Source organism: Lysinibacillus sp. FJAT-14222, from assembly GCF_001278875.1.
Classification (GTDB): domain Bacteria; phylum Bacillota; class Bacilli; order Bacillales_A; family Planococcaceae; genus Lysinibacillus; species Lysinibacillus agricola.
Map to the genome: position 1 here is coordinate 80,571 of NZ_LIYL01000005.1, position 20,070 is coordinate 100,640.

At 33.8% G+C, this 20,070-nt stretch carries 17 protein-coding genes; 1 reads left to right on the top strand and 16 read right to left on the bottom strand.

The features are described 5' to 3' along the window. Nucleotides 1-10: 10 nt before the first annotated feature. The 8 genes from AN161_RS02465 to AN161_RS02500 all read right to left on the bottom strand — a co-directional run bounded on the left by AN161_RS02465 (nucleotide 11) and on the right by AN161_RS02500 (nucleotide 5,758). Nucleotides 11-799 (bottom strand): lipid II flippase Amj family protein, encoded by a 789-nt coding sequence (locus tag AN161_RS02465; RefSeq protein WP_053592828.1) that lies wholly within the window; start codon nucleotides 797-799, stop codon nucleotides 11-13. Nucleotides 800-1,340: 541 nt separating this feature from the next. Beyond that, entirely contained in the window at nucleotides 1,341-1,850 is a 510-nt protein-coding gene (locus AN161_RS02470; RefSeq protein WP_053592796.1) for a hypothetical protein, read from the bottom strand. A gap of 198 nt (nucleotides 1,851-2,048) precedes the next feature. Next, nucleotides 2,049-2,513 carry a hypothetical protein gene (locus tag AN161_RS02475; protein ID WP_053592829.1) on the bottom strand — a complete coding sequence of 155 codons (465 nt, stop codon included), beginning with the start codon at nucleotides 2,511-2,513 and terminating at the stop codon, nucleotides 2,049-2,051. A gap of 139 nt (nucleotides 2,514-2,652) precedes the next feature. Further along, complete coding sequence (locus tag AN161_RS02480; RefSeq protein ID WP_053592797.1) at nucleotides 2,653-3,135, bottom strand: GNAT family N-acetyltransferase; 483 nt, start codon at nucleotides 3,133-3,135, stop codon at nucleotides 2,653-2,655. A gap of 11 nt (nucleotides 3,136-3,146) precedes the next feature. Continuing rightward, nucleotides 3,147-3,494 (bottom strand): DUF3147 family protein, encoded by a 348-nt coding sequence (locus AN161_RS02485; protein ID WP_053592798.1) that lies wholly within the window; start codon nucleotides 3,492-3,494, stop codon nucleotides 3,147-3,149. Beyond that, on the bottom strand, nucleotides 3,494-3,892 hold the full coding sequence (locus AN161_RS02490) for a MarR family transcriptional regulator (protein WP_053592799.1): 399 nt from the start codon (nucleotides 3,890-3,892) through the stop codon (nucleotides 3,494-3,496). Before AN161_RS02490 ends, AN161_RS02485 begins: the two co-directional genes overlap by 1 nt. A 246-nt stretch (nucleotides 3,893-4,138) precedes the next feature. Continuing rightward, the gene (locus tag AN161_RS02495; RefSeq protein WP_053592800.1) at nucleotides 4,139-5,110 is read right to left on the bottom strand and encodes an HD domain-containing protein; all 972 of its coding nucleotides are present in this window, start codon (nucleotides 5,108-5,110) and stop codon (nucleotides 4,139-4,141) included. Nucleotides 5,111-5,122: 12 nt separating this feature from the next. Next, nucleotides 5,123-5,758, bottom strand: a complete 636-nt coding sequence (locus tag AN161_RS02500) for a class I SAM-dependent methyltransferase (RefSeq protein ID WP_053592801.1) — start codon at nucleotides 5,756-5,758, stop codon at nucleotides 5,123-5,125. Nucleotides 5,759-6,216: 458 nt separating this feature from the next. Between AN161_RS02500 and AN161_RS02505 the strand changes: the two genes are divergently transcribed. Then, nucleotides 6,217-6,867 carry an elongation factor G-binding protein gene (locus AN161_RS02505; protein ID WP_053592802.1) on the top strand — a complete coding sequence of 217 codons (651 nt, stop codon included), beginning with the start codon at nucleotides 6,217-6,219 and terminating at the stop codon, nucleotides 6,865-6,867. 316 nt (nucleotides 6,868-7,183) lie between these two features. Here the strand turns inward: AN161_RS02505 and AN161_RS02510 are convergent, their stop codons facing one another. From AN161_RS02510 to AN161_RS02545, 8 genes are all read right to left on the bottom strand, one after another. After that, nucleotides 7,184-7,783 carry a YpjP family protein gene (locus AN161_RS02510; protein WP_053592803.1) on the bottom strand — a complete coding sequence of 200 codons (600 nt, stop codon included), beginning with the start codon at nucleotides 7,781-7,783 and terminating at the stop codon, nucleotides 7,184-7,186. 853 nt (nucleotides 7,784-8,636) lie between these two features. Continuing rightward, nucleotides 8,637-11,678 carry an AAA domain-containing protein gene (locus AN161_RS02515; RefSeq protein WP_241774477.1) on the bottom strand — a complete coding sequence of 1,014 codons (3,042 nt, stop codon included), beginning with the start codon at nucleotides 11,676-11,678 and terminating at the stop codon, nucleotides 8,637-8,639. A gap of 504 nt (nucleotides 11,679-12,182) precedes the next feature. After that, a complete protein-coding gene (locus AN161_RS02520; protein ID WP_143114574.1) occupies nucleotides 12,183-12,845 on the bottom strand; it encodes a hypothetical protein in 663 nt (220 codons plus the stop codon). 237 nt (nucleotides 12,846-13,082) lie between these two features. Further along, entirely contained in the window at nucleotides 13,083-15,122 is a 2,040-nt protein-coding gene (locus AN161_RS02525; RefSeq protein ID WP_053592806.1) for a cellulose biosynthesis cyclic di-GMP-binding regulatory protein BcsB, read from the bottom strand. Then, nucleotides 15,122-16,393, bottom strand: a complete 1,272-nt coding sequence (locus AN161_RS02530; RefSeq protein WP_053592807.1) for a glycosyltransferase — start codon at nucleotides 16,391-16,393, stop codon at nucleotides 15,122-15,124. The genes AN161_RS02525 and AN161_RS02530 overlap by 1 nt, the downstream gene beginning before the upstream one ends. Further along, the gene (locus AN161_RS02535) at nucleotides 16,386-17,831 is read right to left on the bottom strand and encodes a hypothetical protein (protein ID WP_053592808.1); all 1,446 of its coding nucleotides are present in this window, start codon (nucleotides 17,829-17,831) and stop codon (nucleotides 16,386-16,388) included. Before AN161_RS02535 ends, AN161_RS02530 begins: the two co-directional genes overlap by 8 nt. After that, nucleotides 17,815-18,678, bottom strand: coding sequence for a diguanylate cyclase (locus tag AN161_RS02540; RefSeq protein ID WP_053592809.1), 864 nt, complete (start codon nucleotides 18,676-18,678; stop codon nucleotides 17,815-17,817). The genes AN161_RS02535 and AN161_RS02540 overlap by 17 nt, the downstream gene beginning before the upstream one ends. Beyond that, entirely contained in the window at nucleotides 18,653-19,570 is a 918-nt protein-coding gene (locus tag AN161_RS02545) for a hypothetical protein (RefSeq protein WP_241774475.1), read from the bottom strand. Before AN161_RS02545 ends, AN161_RS02540 begins: the two co-directional genes overlap by 26 nt. Nucleotides 19,571-20,070: the final 500 nt, after the last annotated feature.

Sequence of the window (20,070 nt, forward strand, 5' to 3'; positions counted from 1 at the left end):
GAAAATCCTCCTAAGTCATATATTGTGTAAACCAGGCAATATATTTTGCCCCAGGAATAAATAATAGCTGTGCCAAACATGTTCCTAGCAGCCTTGAACCCATCATCATCATAGAAGCTCGTTTAAGACTTAAATAGCTTCCTCTTTGATTAATAACATCATCTGCTAGAATAGAAATTTTAGGGTCAATAAAAATAATCAATAACATCGTTGCTATACCATTAATAAGCCCCGACGACATCACAGCAGTATTCGATCTTTCAGGAACTAATAATGCGGCGTAAAGTGCAGACAGTACTCCAATTGTATAGATGGCCGTAATAACGACATTAACGATAAATAATTTAAGGGGAATATCGCGCCAACTAATCCCCTTTAAATACGAAAAACTCGGCAGGCGAATATGTTTTATCCCCCGTTTGAAATACTCGATACTAAAGCCTTTTTTGAATAATGCCGGAATGGAGCCTCTTTCCTCAGACAAATGTATAATAGCCCTTGAAAATATCGCTACAAATGTCGGCAATAGTAGAATGCCTACTAATGTACCTAGTGAAGCGGCGCCAATAAGTACTCGGAATTGCTGCTCCACAAATGCCAGCGTGTTTTCCTTTGGTGCTGTATCAGTCAGACTGCCAGTAAAAGGCTGCTGCATCATATTCGCCAGCCTCGAAAACATGACCATCACATTAAACAAGGATAGTGCAGAGGCTAATAATTTTACACGTGCACCCGATAATCGAACTGCATACGCAAGTGTCTCTATCGAATGAATGATGAGAATAAACAAAGCAATCATTATTAATTTTCCTGTCAAAATATCCAAAGTCTGTTACCTTCTTTTCGTTTGTTGATTGGTCGACACTCTTGCATGAATTTGAGTAATTGTTTGATCCAATCCCGTACATATACTCCCCATTCTTTATGAGGAATTGTACTGATAGAGAAAGCGATTGCATTTTTTCTCGCAGTGTATGCCTCTTACTTCCATCTGAATACTAGAAATCTAATGATTCCTATGGGGACTTTTCACATCGTCATCATATGTATCATATCTTATATTGAATTTATTTGTACCCTCACAGCTCTCCACTCTTAAATAGGTTGCAATAATTTCTTCAAAGGCTTGTTATATGGCGATGTGCTTCTGAAGCTTTTGGGCATATTGATGAAGTTCCTCTTCATTTTGTTTTTTCCTTATAATAATGAATACAACTGAGACACTCCTCTCTTTTAATATATTCTACGAAATATACTCTAATAGGTTCCGTTATTTTCCTACCAAATAGAAAAGCTATTCATTAGGCACTTTTTCCCTAATGAATAGCTTTTGTCAGTATTTAATGATTAACAGCAAAGTCATTATTCCAGCTAGTTGAGTCAGAAAGCTGATAGGTCACCATATTGGCGGTTACTGCAAGAATCACACCTGCTCTAGATTTATCTGTAGAAATAGGGTCCTCAAGTACTAATACAACATACCCTTCACCCCGTCCCAGATGATCTATTGCATTTGTAGCGTTTATTTCGAAGGTTGTATAGGTTTTCTCATTTGTAGCAGGAAGTAATCGTTCCGTTTGATAGGCTCCCATTTCTTTCAAATTATAGCAAACAGGCATCCATCCTTCTGACCAATCAATACTGCCTATTATTTCTTTTTTACGATGTGCCAGTTTGCCAATTGAAAACGTAAAGTATATCTTCATAATTGCTTGATTTAATTCATTTTCCCCTTCACATACAGCTGTTACTTCCAGCTTAATATCATCCTTCGAAAGCTTCTGAATAACCACTAAAGTCACAGTGAAAATACAGATAACAAGTACTATACCAATGACGAAAAATTCCATTTGGTCCCTCCTAACATCGCAATTACTGTTACTATTAGATTACCATGTTTTAGGAGAGATAGTATTTTTTCACCAAACAATCTTATGAAATGACACGGGCATAAATGATAAGACAAAAAACGAGTATATAGTGCATTAGCCACAATGAAACGAATAATCAGTGGAGGCTGAACTTCCCCCACTGATTAAAGTTTCACTTTATTTTGTAGCTTGTAACTCAGCTGTTAAAGTAAATGGCATTTTTAAATAATCATACTTAATCGTTATTTTTTTAATATTAGGTGCTTCAACCTTTACTGCATAATGCTGAGGCTGCTTTCCAATGGCTTGACGATCTATGTATTGACTAGGAAAAATATTTACTTGCCTTAACTTATGATACGTAATATTCGGATTACCCTCCAGCTTCGTTTCTACTTCAAACGGTTCAGATTTACTCACAACGAGTTCAACATTTTCAGGCACTTTATCATTAACGAGTATTTGCTGAAGCTCTATCTCACGTAGTCCTTTATTCTCTATTTCAATAATTCTTATAGTTGAATCATCTTCAGGATTCGTAAAGCTGTTCACGACAAGAGGAGGATTACTTTTTAAATAAATAATGAAGGCCGCTCCCACCACTAGAACGCTAAATAATATAGCAAATAGTATTTTTTTCATATCATTCCTCACTTTCTAACCACCTATCAAGTATAGCGAGAAATTGGAGGTGATGAAACCTTGAAAATAATGAGTGAGGATTTTTCTTGCCAATCAGCTTCTTTACGCTACCCTTTTCACAGCAAAACAATCTGACTCATTATGAGCCAGATTGCTTTGCTAATTGTGTTTCATCACGTATTGGAATCCCATCATAACCGATTAAAGGAATTTCAGGTTTATACGCTCTTGCTTTCTCGACCGCATTTTGTATGATTTCGACTAAGTGATAACCCCTTTTTTGATAAAATTTCAATGCGTGTAAATTATCATTTGTCGTTATAACGGTAATTATCGTACAGCCTTGTTCGAAAGCATTTTCTTCAACTGCTTGTACTAGCAAAGAACCTATTCCCTTTCTTTCTACAATACTATCAAGGGAAATAATTTCAAATTCTTCTTCACGAATACTATATGTCACAAGGCCTAAAATCGTGTTTTGTTCATCTACATAGACAAAGCCCTCTAATTTACTACAATCATAAACCCCACTGGAAATGACCATTTCTGTACTTCCCCAATGCTCCGTAAAAAACTGCAACACAACATTTTGCGGTAATTGTTGAATAGGAATTATTGTCATCTATTATTCTCCTAAATTGAAATATTAAACACACTTGCAATGGCTTTTTGAACACCTAGAAATATTGCCCACGAAACGACACCTAGTCCAATGGCAAAAACGATATGGATTGATGATTTCATCGCCATATAAATAACAAACAGCATAAACATTGTGGCTGGTAACCCAACAATTACACCAACTGTAAATCGTTGAATATGCTCACTCGACTCACTTTGCACAGTAAGCCAAATGATACTTAAAATACTGACAAGTGGTAGTGCTGCAATAATGCCTCCATATGAAGGAAATCTTCTAGCAATCTCAGTAACAATACCAATAACGGCTGCCGAGCAAAGAATTTTTACAAATGTATACATTAGTTAGACACCTCGCTTAATAGTCGAAATGCCTGTAAAATCATTTGTTGATCTTCTTCTGAAAGCTGGTTTAGCGCATGTTGCAGTTTTTCATCATCTAACTCTGTGTTTTTCTTTAAAACATGAAGCCCTTCAGCCGTTAAATGAAGATGTACTTTGCGTTGATCATCGATGGCCCGCTCCTTTTTCACCCAGCCATTACGCTCCAGCTTTTTGATATGCTCAGAGGCTGTATTTTGAGAAATATTCAGTAACCCCGCGATATCACGAACAGTTACTTCATCTTCCTTTTGAATCATCTGTAAAATACGCACGCTTTGATGCGAAATTGACTCTTCATGTGTTGTATGTAGATGGTAAAAAATCGATGTAAAATAGTTATTTATATCTTTAATCATTAAATTTACTCCTTTAATATATCGTTTTAGACGATTATATCGTAATGAACGATATAATTAAAGATAATTCTTTTCATTTACTTTAAAGTTTATATATTCAGATAGTTCATCAGAAAGCAGAAGGGGCCGACAGTAGTCAGCCCCTTCAGCCTTTTTATCTAGAAGAATCCTAATTTCCGACGAATATTGTGAATTCATCAAGATTTTTACATGATTTACCGAAACTTTTTAGCAATAACGAGACATTCAAAGTATTTTCACAAACACACCCTTCTGAAATTTTTCCTTAGCAGCTACATTCATTTCTCTAACATCTTCTGATAATTCGCTTGCCCTTATTAATTGATTCTCAAAGTACAGCAAAGGATCGATAAGTCGAGTTTTATTCTTTTGATGAATATCAAATTCTGACTGATTTACCCTCACTTTTACGTAAGGATGAAGCTGTTTTAAAAGGCTCTGCACTTGCCTATCATTTGAAGATTTCATCAGTTCAATTAGTTCATGATCTTCCTTAAGAAAATCAGCGAGCGTAATAATCTTATTATCTAGTGCTAACTTTAACGTTTGTGAAAGTTTATGATAGGCATAAATATTTAACGGATCCAAAAAGAAATCAAGCACTTCTTGATAATATGTTTTCACAAACCATTCTGCACGTTCAATACTTTGAAGACACATCTTCCCTTGATGAACAATAATATCATTTAAAAATTTGTGTATTTCTTCTAGCGAGGCTTGCCCATATGTGTACATATCCCTTAAAGTATAATCTACTCGATCTGCACATAAATCAGGAGCTGGTTGTTCGAGTAGTTTCCATGTCGCAGTATTAAAAAGTAGATGTTCATAATCAAGGTTATACTTTTTAAGAATAAGAGAAATTTCAGAATTCATAATCACATTCACAAATATTTCTTCATGATAATCTTCAGCTTTATTTTCAAGGACGAAATCAATGACATGCGAAAATGCTGTATGCGAAACATCGTGCAATAATCCTGCAATCTGCTCCTCTAAAGAACCACCGAGCTGTTTAATCAACAGCATGACACCTACCGAATGCTCATAACGTGTTACATTCCATTGGCTATTTACAAGATAACTTGCCCCACCTTGATGAATCCCCTTCAATCTTTGTACCGGTTTACTCAAAATAAGTTCTTCTAACACATCATCTATCTCGAATTCACCATATAGATAATCAGAAATAATCATGTGAGCACCTTTCTATGAAATATTCGAAAGTACAAAAACCCCACCACAATGCGAGATTGGGTAAAATTCTAATTGGCATACTCCTTTTAATAAGGAGCTAATTTCCTCATGGACAAAGTAAAGTTCATCATCATCCCAATAATCAATACTGTCTTGACGACATTTTTCAAGTTGCGCTCTTGTTTCAAACGCGATATCACCGATAAAAATTTTGCCTGCTGGTGTTAGTTGCTGCAATAATGCTGTAATGTATTGCACTTTCATTTCATCGGTAAAATGATGCAATGCATAGGTGCTAATAATGGCGTCGTATTTTTGATGAAGGATCTCTGTTGGCATCCCTTTTGATAAATCCCACTCCATTAAGTTTGCATCAGGCATTTTTACTTTGGCGATTTCGATCATTTTCGAGGAAAAATCGAATCCATTGATCAAATGGCCATTGTCATAAAGCTTCGCCGTTAACACCCCTGTGCCAAATCCAATGTCTAATACAGTTGATTTTGGAATGGACATAACCTCGTTAAAAATCGTATTTAATACTGCTTTATATCCTGCAAATGGATATTGATTACTTTCTTCACTTAGCTGAACCGTTTTATCGTAACCATCAGCCCATAAATTAAATCCTTGTTGATTTAGTAGCATAAAAGTCCTCCTATATTTTTAATCGATTACGAGTTTGGAAGGTCTATTAGTACTAAACATCCCTTGTTAGTACTAACAATCCCTCTCCAAACATATAAATTCCCATGACCGATAACCTGTTTCATAAAAATTCCCCCTTTCAAAAATTCAAGTTCATCATCAACCTATGCATATGACATACGTATCGCGATGAATAAATATTAAACTATTATACCAAATATTACATATGGTAGTGAGTGAATTTTCAAACTTTATCCATTTCCTGAAAAATGCTATGATAAGAATAGTTTTCTTTTCAAGGAGGAATCGAAATGGACGCATTCTTTTGTAATGCTTGCTCTAAACCAAACACTTTACAGGTCAAAGAGGTCTATAAAAGTTAACGCAAATAACATAATTGAATGATCTCTTTAGGCCATAACCTTTATTAAAAGCCTACTACACAGGAGTGAATTCAAATGGAAAAACAAACAATTCAGCCGTTTTTAACGGTCGCAAACTATCATTTACTTGAGCAGCAAATGAATAAAATCATACAAACACTTGCAACAACGAAGGATAAAAACGTTATCCTAGCCATACACGGTATTGTTGAAAGCGAAATTACAGCAAAATTGGCGCTGTCCAAAGAGGAAGCTGAGCTAATTGAACAGCTTTTTGAAGTAACAAATCGTGCACAGGGTGATGCGTATTTAGAGCAATTAAAACCATACGTCATCCCATTCAAAGCAGTCACTGCAAGCACACTGAAGAGCCTATTTAAAAAGGAAAAAAAACTAAAACTACCTAAGCTTGAAAAAATGGATTTTCAGGAGATTTGTTATTTAGCTTGGGATGATCCTGGTACACATCGAAAATATGTCGTGATAGAACAAGATGAACAGCTAAAAGCAATTAAAGGGACATTCTCCAACAATACAGTTCGCGGAATATGTGCACTATGTAACCGCCATTCAGATGTTGGCCTATATACTACGTCTGTAAAAGGGCAAGTCGTTGGAACGTTCACAAGTTATAGTAACTACATTTGCGCTGATAGCCAAACATGCAATCAACATGTAACGGATATAGAAAAAACAAAAGCGTTTTTCGAACGCATCACTCAATAAAAATAAGCCTTCTCCAATACGGAGAAGGCTTTACATGTTGTTGAAAAACTATTGTGTCAATGAAATTATGGCGTCCTATTAAACAAAGTATGGCTCTTCGGCAAAACGAGGTAATGGAAAAAATCATTAATTTGAGTTCATTTGAAGGATTTAATGAAATCGAAAAATGATGAATTTGGGGTACATGATTTTCTCTGCTCTCTCCCATTAGAATAGTACTCAAATACAACATATTAACAATCTGCTACGGACGTTGATATATCAATGTTTTTCAATAAAAAAAACACTCGTATTTTAAACGAGTGTTTCGTGATTTTTAGGATAACCATTTTGGCGGTGTGTTTTTCTCCCAATAAATATCTCCTAAATTGTTATGGGCCATAAAGTCGTCCTCGGCACTGTGGTAGTGGAAGTTGTAATAATAGCCATCCTGTGGTCTTTTTTCTGTGCGGACATGGAAGCGAATTAAATCCATGCCTGTTTCATTGCTACTAATATTAAAAATTTTTTCGCCATAGTTACCACTTGGCTTTTCTGAAATTGTTAAGGATGCTAATGATGTATCGTCTACGCCAGCAACTGTCATCGCGATTGCTTCCTCCATTTTAGGGAAGATAATAGAGTCAAATTCATTGCTAATTTTTGGACCGATTTTTGTGCCGAATTTTATATAGGATTGCTCTTTCGCAGCGTCAACGAGCAATGTACTATAGTCAACCGGGTCTTCTTGTATCTCTGTTTGTTCTATCGGAAGAGTAGCCGCTTCTGCAGTGCTTGTCCCTGATGATGGTCCGATAGAAGCACGATTTGATGGATTATGATCAAATGCTTCCCATATTTCATGTGTTGGCGTAATTAATCCAAATGTTAAAAACGCAACCATAATGACGATACTTTTTTGAACCCATTTCTTCATTAATTAACACCTTCTCTTTATGTACAAATTGGTAATTCTACTACTTATATATACGCATAAGCCTATAAAAGGTTTCATATTTCTATAATTCATTGTACAATATTTATGTATAAAGTAAAAACTTCACATCCTGTGAAAACGCTTGTATGACCAACATGCTGTTGCCCCGAATCAATCGGGCATTTACTGGCAGTATGTAGGATAAATGTGTCGTTTTTTTAAAAGGAGGTACAAAGCATGGAAATCGCAATGTGTATTGGTCTTTTATTAATGTTAGGTTACTTATCATCTTTATGCTTCACGAACTAATTTAGTCAAAATGCAAACTGAAAACAATTCGTATGACAATGCCGTGTTATCAAGGTTTTGCTATTATTTCTGAATTTCATTTATGCAATATGCTTACAATTTGGGCTTGTTGGGCTCTGTTATGGACTGCAACGAGGCTAAAGTAGGGCTAATAAAATACGGTTGCGTGGGTAAGAAAGATTGAGGCTAATTCGCTTCAATCTTTTTTATTTGGCAGTACAGTAAAAGCACCCACTTGTATTGTGGATGCTCTTTTATCATCTATTTAACAATATGCAAGTGCTACTTTTTGTTAAGCTATAGTAATTTCATATGATAAATTAAGTTCCATTCCTTAAGCAAAAAAGAAACCTATCACAAATTCATTAAAATGGCGTTACTATGCAAACTTGTTACTAAAAAAGCTTTGGAGATAGTATTGAAGCTGAAGGCATTCGACTGTCCCTTTACTTTCTTGCCTGCCTGTTTGCAGCATCACAAAACCAATGACAACGAAAAGTATAAATCTTGCTTTGGTTGAAAGTTCCATCTTACTTACATCTCTCTAATTCAGAGATTTTTCTAGCATCTTATTTTCACTTTCAAAAGAGTCATTCTTTTTGTACATATCCATATATTGAACAATTTTATCATAGTAATTTTTCTTGCTAAACCTTTTTAAATCTCCTACAACATAAAATTCTTTTTTCGCCCTTGTTGCAGCTACATTCAATAAATTCGGTTTTGAACACGTCCAATTAGCAGCTCCTTCAGTCTGCTCATCAGTTCCTGTTACAAAATAAACAATATCTGCCTCTTTTCCTTGGAAGGTGTGAACTGTTCCAACAGCTTCATTTAACCATTCATTCAATTTTGGAACTTGTAGAGGCTTTAGTTTTTGAAGAATAGCCTTTTTTAATCCATCCTTCACGGCTGTAAAAGGTGTAATGACAAACAAGTTGGGCAATCCGTTTTTTTCTTTGTATTTATCCAAAATAACTTGTGCCACATACTCCCCTTGCTCTTTTACATATTGATCAGTGCTTACTTTTCCTACACAGTCAATCCACTCACCAATACCGACTTTATCTGTATCGACTAATACCATTTTGTTATCATAAGCAATATCGTTAGCTATCGAAAACATTGGATTTAAACAACGGCGGTGCACCCATAGAGGAATACCAATCCATTGACTTCTATCTTCGTCTTTATAAGTGCCATACGGATTCGCTATATCTGCAATATTTTGAACAGATGCTGTGTAACCTATATAGTGCTCTTCGAGATCAAAACACTTCCGAATATCCATTAATAATGTTTCATCCACTGTCACTACAGGTTCAATTTGTATTGGGTCACCTACGATAACAGCTTTTTGGGATCTCCACAGTGCCCCTACTGCTAGTTGAGGGCTAGCTTGTCCAGCTTCATCTATAAATAGATGAGAAATAAAATCTTGCTCGATTCCTTTATACATATTTGCAAAGCTAGCAAAAGTCGTGCTAATTAATGGTGTTACTAGATGAATCACATGCCAAAGATTTTTCAGATATTTTCTATGTTCATTACTATTCAAGTTTAGTGCCTTTCGATTAGCAAAAAGCCTTAATGAACTACTAACAATCTTATGATTTTTTATTAAAAATAATTTATGAATTTTCATAGCCATCAGAAATAGTAAGCCACGCTCATAGTTTAGTATATCCGTTTGCCAAATCACCTTTTGTTGCCTGTAATCATTATTATTATCTTCCCAATATTTGTCTGTTGATAATTCCAAATTTTCTTGAGCATATTCTGTTTTCAATTTCAAACTTTCTTGGAGTATATTTTCTTTTCGGACTTTCAAACTATCTCGATCTCTACTTATTTTTAAAGCCTCTTGTTCTGATTCAATTAAATTTTGTTCAATTTGTGTTTGTTGCTGCCTTAAATTTTTTTCATTTTGATTTTTCACACCTAAAATACGTAATAAAAAATGCGGCTTTTTCAGAGAATTTAATTCTCCCTTTATTTCTTCTTGCTGTGCTAGAAGTCGTGATAAATTGATTGTTATTCTTGATTGGTTTCGCTCCATTGATTGAAATTCTACTTCTAATTTTTGCAGTTCTTTATCTAATTCAATATATTTTTGTAAATCATCTTTTTTCTGTTCAATTGAATGCAGTAGAGAGTTAAATTCTTTCACAGCTTTTAGCCAGTCTTCTGAAGAAAGCATTTCATTATCTCTCTGTAATTGTTTAACAAATGACAAATCTCCATCATCTTTTAGCAAACCCCAAATAAAATTATCAATATTTTTTGATTTACCAAATATACCCGAGAATAGCCCCCAAGTTTCATCTGCATGATTGATTAGTTTTTTAGCCGTCGAAGGATAATAGTCTAGCTCTTCAAGATACTCAGCTATTTTCTGATCATACTCATTTTTTACTTCTGGTTTAATAATTCCCGCATCATTTTTTTCAGGTTTAGCAATTTCCTTTCTTTTAGGTAAATCTTTAGAAATATTTTCAACAGCTCCATTATTACTTGATGCAACTACGATAGAGTAATTTTTTAATTTTTTATTCAGTTCATACACCTGATAAGGAAAATTATTTAATTTCAAACTCCCTATCTTACTAAAAGCAGTCGTAGGGTCTTCAAAAGTTGTCATCTCAATCGCACGTTGGACAACTATATTTGCAAATACATCTTTCAATAACGTTGTTTTTCCAGTACCAGGGGGACCATTTACAGAATGAAGCCTTTCATCACCATTAATAATTCGGTTTACCGCTACTTGTTGCATCAGTGAAAGTCTGTGCGCAACAGGAGAAGGCCATCTTCCTAAAGGTAAATTTTTAGGTTGCAAAATTTGTTCTATTAACACTCTATTATTATCAATATCAATCTGTTTTTCACTGCCCAAGATAAAGTCTTTAAGTGTCGCATTGACTCCATTCTGTAGAACTCGTTCGATATCCTCTATAAAGAAACTATTACGATTCATTTGTTCATTTTCATTCTGATTGTTTTTATTTAACACTGTGATCTGTAAATAATGATACGTGTATTCAAAAGGTTTTCTAAAATATCGATTATATTGATGTTGTAATTCATGAATCTTTTCTTCACTTACACCATCCGTAAATATCGCAATAGCTTCTTTCTCCATTTGTCGACAAATGACCTTATATTGTTCCAAAAAATTTCCATAATTCGAATCATTCTCAAGTACTTTAAGCAGATATTGAACAAATGGAATAAATAAGGAATCTTCTATGTATTTCCCTTCTTCATTTACAGAGAAGGTATAACTGTATTTTCTGGAAGTGTCCTTAACATGTATTTCCTCATCACTATTAAAATGGGCTCTTAACTCCTCTGTTAGTTGCCACTGTTCATAGCTATTCATGTAATATTGAAATCGTATACTATTTTTCTTATCATCATTCAATGCATGTTTTTCCCAAGGTCTTTCTGTCAGTTTAATAGGAGCTATTTTAGGAACTTTTTCCTGATGCATAAATAGTTTTCCTTCTAACGCTCCCTCTAATTTTGGTAATTCCTTCGGCTGAACAGATTCCAGTAAATACCACGATTCCAAAACTGTATTCATTTTATTCACCATATTAAACCATCCTTTCTAATTTATACATTAAAGTAGATTATATATTTAAACAAGTATGGTAATCATATTAAAACCTTTCCATCCCTAGTCTAACTCGTTTTGTAATCGAAGAACTTTCTTATGGTTACCTTATTGGGTTACCATAGATAATGTGGAAAAAGGGCTTTTTTATGGACAATAAACATACAAAAGCACTTGGAAACTAAATGAAAAAGAAATCTGTTCCCTTAAATAGACAAAACAACCACCACTTTGGATGAAAAGATAGTTTACTCAGTTAATGAAGTAGATGGGGAGATTGGAGCTGACTACCATCCGATCCAATTTCTAAATTTTGTTATATCCAAATTCTATCAGAAAGTTGCCACTTCATCAGCGACCAAATCTTTTATATATTTACATGCTTTGGTCAGATACAATCCAAGCCACATGTGCAAAATAACCAACTATCCGAAAAAATATCTGGATAGTTGGCTAGTACATTTAGAGTTATTAAATTGTGCCTAAATTAATTTCGTATCTCACTGTATCTTTATCATCGTATCCATAAAAATACAAACGAATAATCATGTTTTCAATTGCATTGTTTCGAGCATTAATTCTCCATTCAATTTCAATGGCCTCATTGATGCGGCTTAATAAGTCATTGCAGACGGATTGAATAGAATTGTCTATTATCCTTCCAGCATTAAGTAATTGAGCCCGTGTGCATTCATATGTACGCTGTTCCACATTCATTTCAGCATTTGCAGAAAAAGTTAAAGAGCCTTGTACAAGGTTTCCAATTGTATTTTGCAAGTCTTCTACTACATAAGAAAAATGTTCATCTTCATAAACAGATGTGGTAATGTCATATAGATTCGGATTCACATATAAAGGATCAGACCAAAATCCATTAATTATTTGATTAAATTCAGCTCTATAGAATTGTTCAATAATTTCCATGTTCATAGAGGTTGTACCAAAAATCTTTTCTAATCCAATTCTAGCAGCCTGAGCCTTTTCTTGTATCAGTTGTTTCATTTCCTCCTCATTGTATTTTCCAACTTTTTTTCTTCCCTTTTTGAAACTAGGTAATTCCAGTATTTTTAGAAATATCGAATAGTCTAAAAAGAGTAGGCGATTATTGCGGGAATTTTTTCTTCTTTGTGTCATACTCTTCTCATAAGCACGTCCCCATGCTTGATTAGCAGTTTCATCAAGAAGTATCATGCGGATATAATAGTTAATCGCTCGTCCCTTATTAAATACGTGGTCAACATTCAATTCCTTTGGTACTGAATTCAGAGGGATTTGATATTTCTCGAATAAGAAATTCTTAAAGCGATCGCGGTAGCCCCCGAAATCATGCCTGCTTAAAAAGCAAAGTCGCAACATGCGACTTTGCTTTTTTTAATCTTCTTTTAATTGATCTTTCTTCTTTTTACGAAGGATAAAATATAAAATGACTGCAATTACAGCGATAAGCACTATAAATTCAATAATCAGGACAAAAGAAACACTTTCCTTTTTCTCAGCCTTTCCTTCATCATTATTCAATGTATTATTAACAGCCGTCAAAAATTGCCCTTCCTTTGTTTCAATAGCAGAAGAAGTTCCCTCATTCGCCTCTTTTAAATGCGTAAAGAAATTATTTTTAAGCACATTATTTTCTATGGATTGAATAAACAATAGTGGCTCATTAGCTTGCCAAAAGTTTTTGGTGATAAATGTATATTGAGAGATTACTTCAGGTAAAAATCCTTGTTGAATCAACTCATCAGATGTATGTGGGATTTTATCAGCATTTTTTGAAAGCATCGTAAATTCATCAATTTGCCCCATAAAAATAACTGCATGCTTCTGTAAATCACTCTTTGTAACGTCTTTATTTTTCTTTAGAGTAGTATTTGCCAATTGCCCATTCGCCATTAATGCTTTGTAAAGCATTAGCATCCTAGTATCGCTTAAAACATCCCCATCAGGTATTATAATTAAGGAATTGTCGTGAAAAGCATTTGGAAAATCTCTTAATGTAAATGATGGTTCGGTTGTATCTTTTGCAATTGTAAGGGAACTATCCCCATCAATATATAACCAATAACGCTCATTTGTCGTTTCACATGGATCTTCTAATTGAAAACCTGTCACTTCAAATTGAATATCTGTAATAGATTGCTTATTTAAAATATTCGTTTCAATTGGTATTATAGCCTCATACATATCTGAAGAAGTTTTGTCTAATTTGCGCAAATCTATTGAATGTGGCACTTTATTTACATATATAATTAATTCTAACTTCCGATCATTTTTATCAACATCTTTAGGTAATGTTGCTGATTTTTTTAAGACTAAACGCATCACCGCTTCTTTATTTGCCTCTAATTGTGGCAGTGAAACATAGTAATGTGGAGTCATTGTAACCTGACTGGATAGTATCTTATTTTCAAAGCCAAGTTGTGTTAAAGGAATAGTTGTAGTCGAAAGTTTCTCAACTTTTGGTAGCTCATCCACAGTTATTGTATTTCCAGCTAATTGCTCGAATAATCTCTCATCTGTTAAAAGTGATATCCGTTCTTGTATAGCAATTGGTGTTTTCGCTGTAACAATTAAAACTGGTACACTTCTATCTGTATTAAGCAGCTTATGAACTCCAACTGTCAATGTATCTTCTTCGTTTTCTTTAACATTTTTAAGTATATCTCTCATCAAAACACTACCAAATTCTTCCTTTGCGCCAACCACTATTACCGGTCCTGTTACTTTATCAATAGTATTTTCTCTCTTTATTTGTACATCATTTTCCCCTTGCTCTGATAAATAAGCTGCTAGTTTATAGCTGCTATTCAATGTTGCTTCTGATGCTTTTTCCGGTAAAATAAGTGTAGTTACTTTATTATCATAACTTAAGAATGCAGAAGGATAACTAGTTAATGTCCAATCTTGTACATTCCCATCAAAGGTAGAAATAGATGATAATATATCAATCCGAAGCCAGTTTCCTGAATTTCCAGGGGGAACACATATCCCTTCTTTTAAAATACCATAAAAACTGGCTGTAATTTTATGAGTTCCCTTAAGCAATGCTTCTTTAGGAAGCGTAACTGTCACTGATTGTTTTAATAAATCTGGTGTTAATGTTACAGTTTTGATTGCTGTATCATCAATTTTCACAGTAAAAGAGGACGGTTCAATTAATAATTCTGAATGTTGGATTTGAAATGTAACCGAGTGCTTATCTGACTCTATATCTTTTGTTAAATTGTAATAGAAATCCCTTGATGAAGATGGTCCCTGTAATTCGATAGCCTCTGATAAAAGTGGCCTTTGCTGCGATTCATTCCCTTCTATGACAAGCGACTTATCATCAGCGATAATGGTATCGGCTGACGCATAACTTGAAAAAAGGGGAAGACTCATTAAGATCATGAATATAAACAGTATAGGTCTCATTATTCTGCTCCTTGTTCTGATTTCTTCGCAAATCGTTCTGTTTTATACCATTGAATTTCTTGACCAGTAAACATACGCTTTATTTCTAGCATTAATGACCATACGACCAATACAATCCACATTTGTGAATAACTAAAATACATTAGGATGACATAAAAGAAATTTTTTCGATTCATTTCAGTTTTCTCAATACTTAATGTAATCATGACTTCTCCTAAAAAGAGTAAGAAGGCTAGAATCCATAGCACAATCGCAATATCACCAACAGTTAAACCAATGTCATAAAATAAATTGATAATAAATAAAACATTGGATAAAATCACTCCAAAGAAAAACAAGAAGTACGTAAAAAAGAAATAAAATAAATCAAAAATAATACTCTTTCTTTTCAATGTGAAAAATTGGCTTAAAAACTTTAACACTACATATTGATTACCTCTAGCCCATCTTGTTCGTTGTTTCCACCATACTCTTAAAGTTTCCGGCTCTTGCTCCCAAGTAATTGCCTTTGGAAAAAAACGAATATGGTAGCCTAAATTATAAACTCGGATGGTTAACTCAGTATCTTCAGCTAACGCCTTTACATCCCATCCACCTAATTGTTCTAATATACTACGACGAATAGCAAAATTCGTACCTGGTATCGTAGTAACTTTAAACCATTTCCAACGACCACCTTGAGCCATCCATTGGAAACAAATTGTTTCAATATTAATAAAACGTGTCAGCCATGTTTCAGCTGCATTAATTACTCGAAATTTCCCCACTGTTGCAGCAGCCTTAGGGTCATTGACTAACCCCATTACTAAATACCAAACTGCCATCCTCTCTGGTGTATTATCAGCATCGTAAACAACGACAATTTCACTTGTAGAATCTGCTAATGCAGAGTTTAATGCAGAGGATTTCCCTTTTCCTTTATTCGGCTCAACCGTTTCTATGACACGAATAAATGGATACTTTTCAGCAAATCTAGAAGCGATTTCACCTGTCTCATCAGACGAATTATCATTGATAACGATTATCTCTAATTTATCTTTTGGATAATACAATCGAGACATAGCTCGTAACGTTTGTTCAATGACAACTGCTTCGTTATGTGCAGGAATAAAAACACTGACCGTGGGCACATTCGCCATTTTTTTAGACCACTCATCAATTGGTTTTTCAAACGATCGAAAATGTCTATAGCCGCCTTGCATTAAAAACATATGATATAGCAGCATAATCCAAATGAGGAATAACGCAATATAAAATAAGATATCAGCCATTGGTTTTCCTCTCCTCAAATAACCGCTTACGTAATGTTATACGTAAACGAAAAGTATTAATAAAAAATAACATAACAAACATTGAAACAGTCAAAACAATCATCCACAGTACCAATTCAAAAGGCCGTTCTTCGAATAATATTTTTAAACGGTCGGTGTTAGAGAACGATAATTTAATATTTTGTTCACCATTTTCAGTTTGAGTAATTGAAATGTGATTTGTTTTTACTTCTTGTTTAGTTTTTCTAAAATCCAGAAAATCTAATTGTGGCTGACCTTTTAAAAAACCAACAAGTTCCTGCACATATGACGCGTCAAGATAAACAGGATACGGAATGCCAATAATTGAACCTGGAGCTTTTAATAAAAGTTTTATCTTTTGTTCTACTGGGAAAAGTGGATTAATTTTTGTATCAGCAATATTCTCTACTGTCAATGGATAGATTGTTTGATTTTCATTTTGTGATTGATAGATTTGATTATTACCTTGCTGTACAATACCTGTAAATATGGTACTATTTCCATTAATCAAAATAGGATAGATTCCCCGAAACGCTAAATAATCTAAACTTTTCTCAGCTTGTATAGAAGTCGTGGATAGTATGAAAGGGAATCCTTCTTTCTGTAATTTTTGCAAATAGTTAAATAATTTTTTATTGTTGTGTAGATAATAAATCGTCTCCCCATCTTCAGCTATATCTATCGGTGTCACTTCAAGACTAATTGGTATTCCTTTTTCAGTAAATTGTGTCACTACTGACTGTAGTTTTGCCACATCGGTCTCCATATTGATATCAGTCAATACAATAAACGTCTGATGTTTTATAGGTTCAGGCAATTGTAAAAGCCTATTGATGATAGAAGGCCATTCATATTGCATCGAATTTGTATAGATAAATTTTCCAATATATGACCAATTTTGCCTTTGTGCCTTAACTATAAATGGATATTCATTGTTTAAAGTTGATGCCACTTCTACCGTTTCCGAATTAGAAGATGGTTGTATACTTTTCCATTCAATAGGATTTTCCAAAACATGTTCACCTATAGCTCGAAGCTTAATAATGTCACCCTCTTGCCACTGAGCAAAGCGTTCCAGTTGAAGTACATTTTCACCAATTACCACAGCTGGCCCTTGGAATTGATTTAATTCTAAAAGTGCTTCTTTTGAAATTGGTACTGAATGAGAGCTAATTACGACAATTCGGTTATACGAATGTAATGTTTTTTCATGCACTGCTTCTATAGGCATAACATCTACTTTTGTATACCCCTTAAGCATCTCGTACAACGTCTGCACATCTTGATTAAGCTGTTGATTACTTGTAGCGTAAATTAATGCAACATCTTTTTCTGCTGCTGACACTGTTACATTATTCGTTAAATTATATAAACAAAACAAACTGACCACTAACAGAAAACTATATTTGGAGTGCACTTGTTTTCATCTCCCTTTCTAGCTCTGTTAATAATTCATCGAAAGATTGCTCTAAAAGCGGACTATACGTAAAATAACTAGTTTTATAACTAAGGGTTATCCACTTTTCATTTAAAAGCTGATGATTTTTTAATGCTTGGTCCAATTTGTCAAAAATGACCTCTATATGCTCATCCGTTGTATCTATTAATAGCAACCCAATTTGATTTTCACGAAATCGAAATTTTTTATCTGTTTGTCTTACTGTTTGTTGTATTTTTTGAGCAAGTTGCTGCCATAAATGCTGAGCTTCTTTTGTTCCATAAAGTTTTTTAAATTGTTCATAATTCTCAAGCCTCAATACAATAAAAACAAAAGTATGTTTATGTCGGTCGGATCTTCGCATTTCTTCATTGACACTAATGCGCATACGAGTTTCATTATCAAAGCCTGTTTCGACATCAATTGCTACATAACTCTTAATATCCTGTTGTAATTGTTTCAAATAGTTTGCCTGTTCGAACAATAAATCATGCACTTTCCCTGCACTTAAAATAAGCAACAATTGAACAACACCATAAACGAAAAACAACTGCATAGAAAACGATGCACTAAAAAAAACAGTATTTTTTGACATGCCAATATAAAGTAATGTTGATCCGCTAATGAAAATAAATAACAAACTACTAATAAGCCCTAACACTGTTCCGCGCCATAGAGTTAGTATTACTAGTATTATTAAAAAAATATATAATAATAAACTTTCAACATCTCTGTGTAATAAATAATAAGAAGGAATTTGTAAAAGCAAAAGCAATACTGTTCCATAAAAAAATATTGCACTATTCCAATTCATAGTTGTTCGCATTTTCTACCTCTCTTTCTGCCAATAGCGGTAGTAAATTATCAAAAATATGTGTTGCCTGTGTATGTGTATCTATATAACCTGCCGTTGAGACATTTTTTAGAGATGTCATTCTCTCAAGAAATTGATTCGCCAAAGTTTTTTCGTCTAACACCAGTAAATACCGTACAGCCATTGCATAAACTGCAGGTGATTCATAATTAACAGATGGCTGATTCGTTTGTGCATTATAACGTCCATATAGTTTGCCATCTCTATTAAAAAGATCTAGTAACCATAGTTTAAAAAGTGTCGTGTCCTCTTTCACAGAGGCCATATGATAGGCAATATACAATTGATCAATCATGTGTAGCTCCTTATCAAACACATAACTTCCGGACGGAATATCATAGTTTTTTGGGTAAAATCCTGCTTCAGCAAGAGGAGCATTCTTAAGAATCGCAAGCTGCTGATTTACCTGTTTTTGTGATAAAAGCCCATGTTTCTGCATTTGATTAAAAGCCGAAGGCATAATATAACTTATTGTTAATGTCTTTGCTTTTTCATTTGTTTGAACATCCACAAAGTCTACAAATAATCCATCATTCATTCCATACCTTACAAGGTTCTTCCCTAGTTCATTGCCCAACTGTATATAATGAGGTATTTTCCATTTTTCACCTGCTTCAAAAAGTACCCGAATAATTCGTAAGTCATCAATAAGTGCATTAACAGAAGCTTGTTTTTTCTTCTCTAACCGCCATACAATAAAGTTATTTTTTAGAAAATCGGATTTCATTACATCCACTTGATTCTTAAAGCGTGCCTGGTCACCCTTTTCTAGTAAGTATGTTAACCATAAACCCATTGATTCTGATAAAAATATATTCTTTTGTTCTGTTAAATCTGTTCTCAACAGACCTCCATCATTCATAAATTCTTTAATAACAAATTTTTCTGTTGGTAAAGGAGGCTCGTTTTTTTGTAAATCTACCTCTTTTTTTTCGCAACTAATTAAAATGAGCACAAAACAAAATATAAAAATAAATTTTTTTATTATAAAATCCTCCTCCTAACAATTAGTTTAAAACTTATGCCTTCTTGCTTTTTATAATAGCATATTGTCCTAAACAAAAACTAAACATTTCCATGTCAATAGTCGCAAATTATCTATACAAGACAAAAAAAGATGTTAGAATCAGTTCTTTCGACCCATCCAAACATCTTCCTATTTTAATATATAAATTATAAATTTCAATATTTCATGTTAATTTTGTGAAATTATTACAAACTAAATCAAAAGGTATATACCAATCTCCTCATTTACAAATCTATTTAACGAGTTGTAACACCGTTTTAAAATGAGATGATTTAGAGATAATTCTTCATAGTGACATCTAATATACGGTATATTTA

Coding starts and splice junctions, on each gene's coding strand:
- AN161_RS02465 (WP_053592828.1), bottom strand. CDS start 799: ATGATTGCTTTGTTTATTCTCATCATTCATTCGATAGAGACACTTGCG.
- AN161_RS02470 (WP_053592796.1), bottom strand. CDS start 1,850: ATGGAATTTTTCGTCATTGGTATAGTACTTGTTATCTGTATTTTCACT.
- AN161_RS02475 (WP_053592829.1), bottom strand. CDS start 2,513: ATGAAAAAAATACTATTTGCTATATTATTTAGCGTTCTAGTGGTGGGA.
- AN161_RS02480 (WP_053592797.1), bottom strand. CDS start 3,135: ATGACAATAATTCCTATTCAACAATTACCGCAAAATGTTGTGTTGCAG.
- AN161_RS02485 (WP_053592798.1), bottom strand. CDS start 3,494: ATGTATACATTTGTAAAAATTCTTTGCTCGGCAGCCGTTATTGGTATT.
- AN161_RS02490 (WP_053592799.1), bottom strand. CDS start 3,892: ATGATTAAAGATATAAATAACTATTTTACATCGATTTTTTACCATCTA.
- AN161_RS02495 (WP_053592800.1), bottom strand. CDS start 5,110: ATGATTATTTCTGATTATCTATATGGTGAATTCGAGATAGATGATGTG.
- AN161_RS02500 (WP_053592801.1), bottom strand. CDS start 5,758: ATGCTACTAAATCAACAAGGATTTAATTTATGGGCTGATGGTTACGAT.
- AN161_RS02505 (WP_053592802.1), top strand. CDS start 6,217: ATGGAAAAACAAACAATTCAGCCGTTTTTAACGGTCGCAAACTATCAT.
- AN161_RS02510 (WP_053592803.1), bottom strand. CDS start 7,783: ATGAAGAAATGGGTTCAAAAAAGTATCGTCATTATGGTTGCGTTTTTA.
- AN161_RS02515 (WP_241774477.1), bottom strand. CDS start 11,678: ATGAATACAGTTTTGGAATCGTGGTATTTACTGGAATCTGTTCAGCCG.
- AN161_RS02520 (WP_143114574.1), bottom strand. CDS start 12,845: ATGACACAAAGAAGAAAAAATTCCCGCAATAATCGCCTACTCTTTTTA.
- AN161_RS02525 (WP_053592806.1), bottom strand. CDS start 15,122: ATGAGACCTATACTGTTTATATTCATGATCTTAATGAGTCTTCCCCTT.
- AN161_RS02530 (WP_053592807.1), bottom strand. CDS start 16,393: ATGGCTGATATCTTATTTTATATTGCGTTATTCCTCATTTGGATTATG.
- AN161_RS02540 (WP_053592809.1), bottom strand. CDS start 18,678: ATGCGAACAACTATGAATTGGAATAGTGCAATATTTTTTTATGGAACA.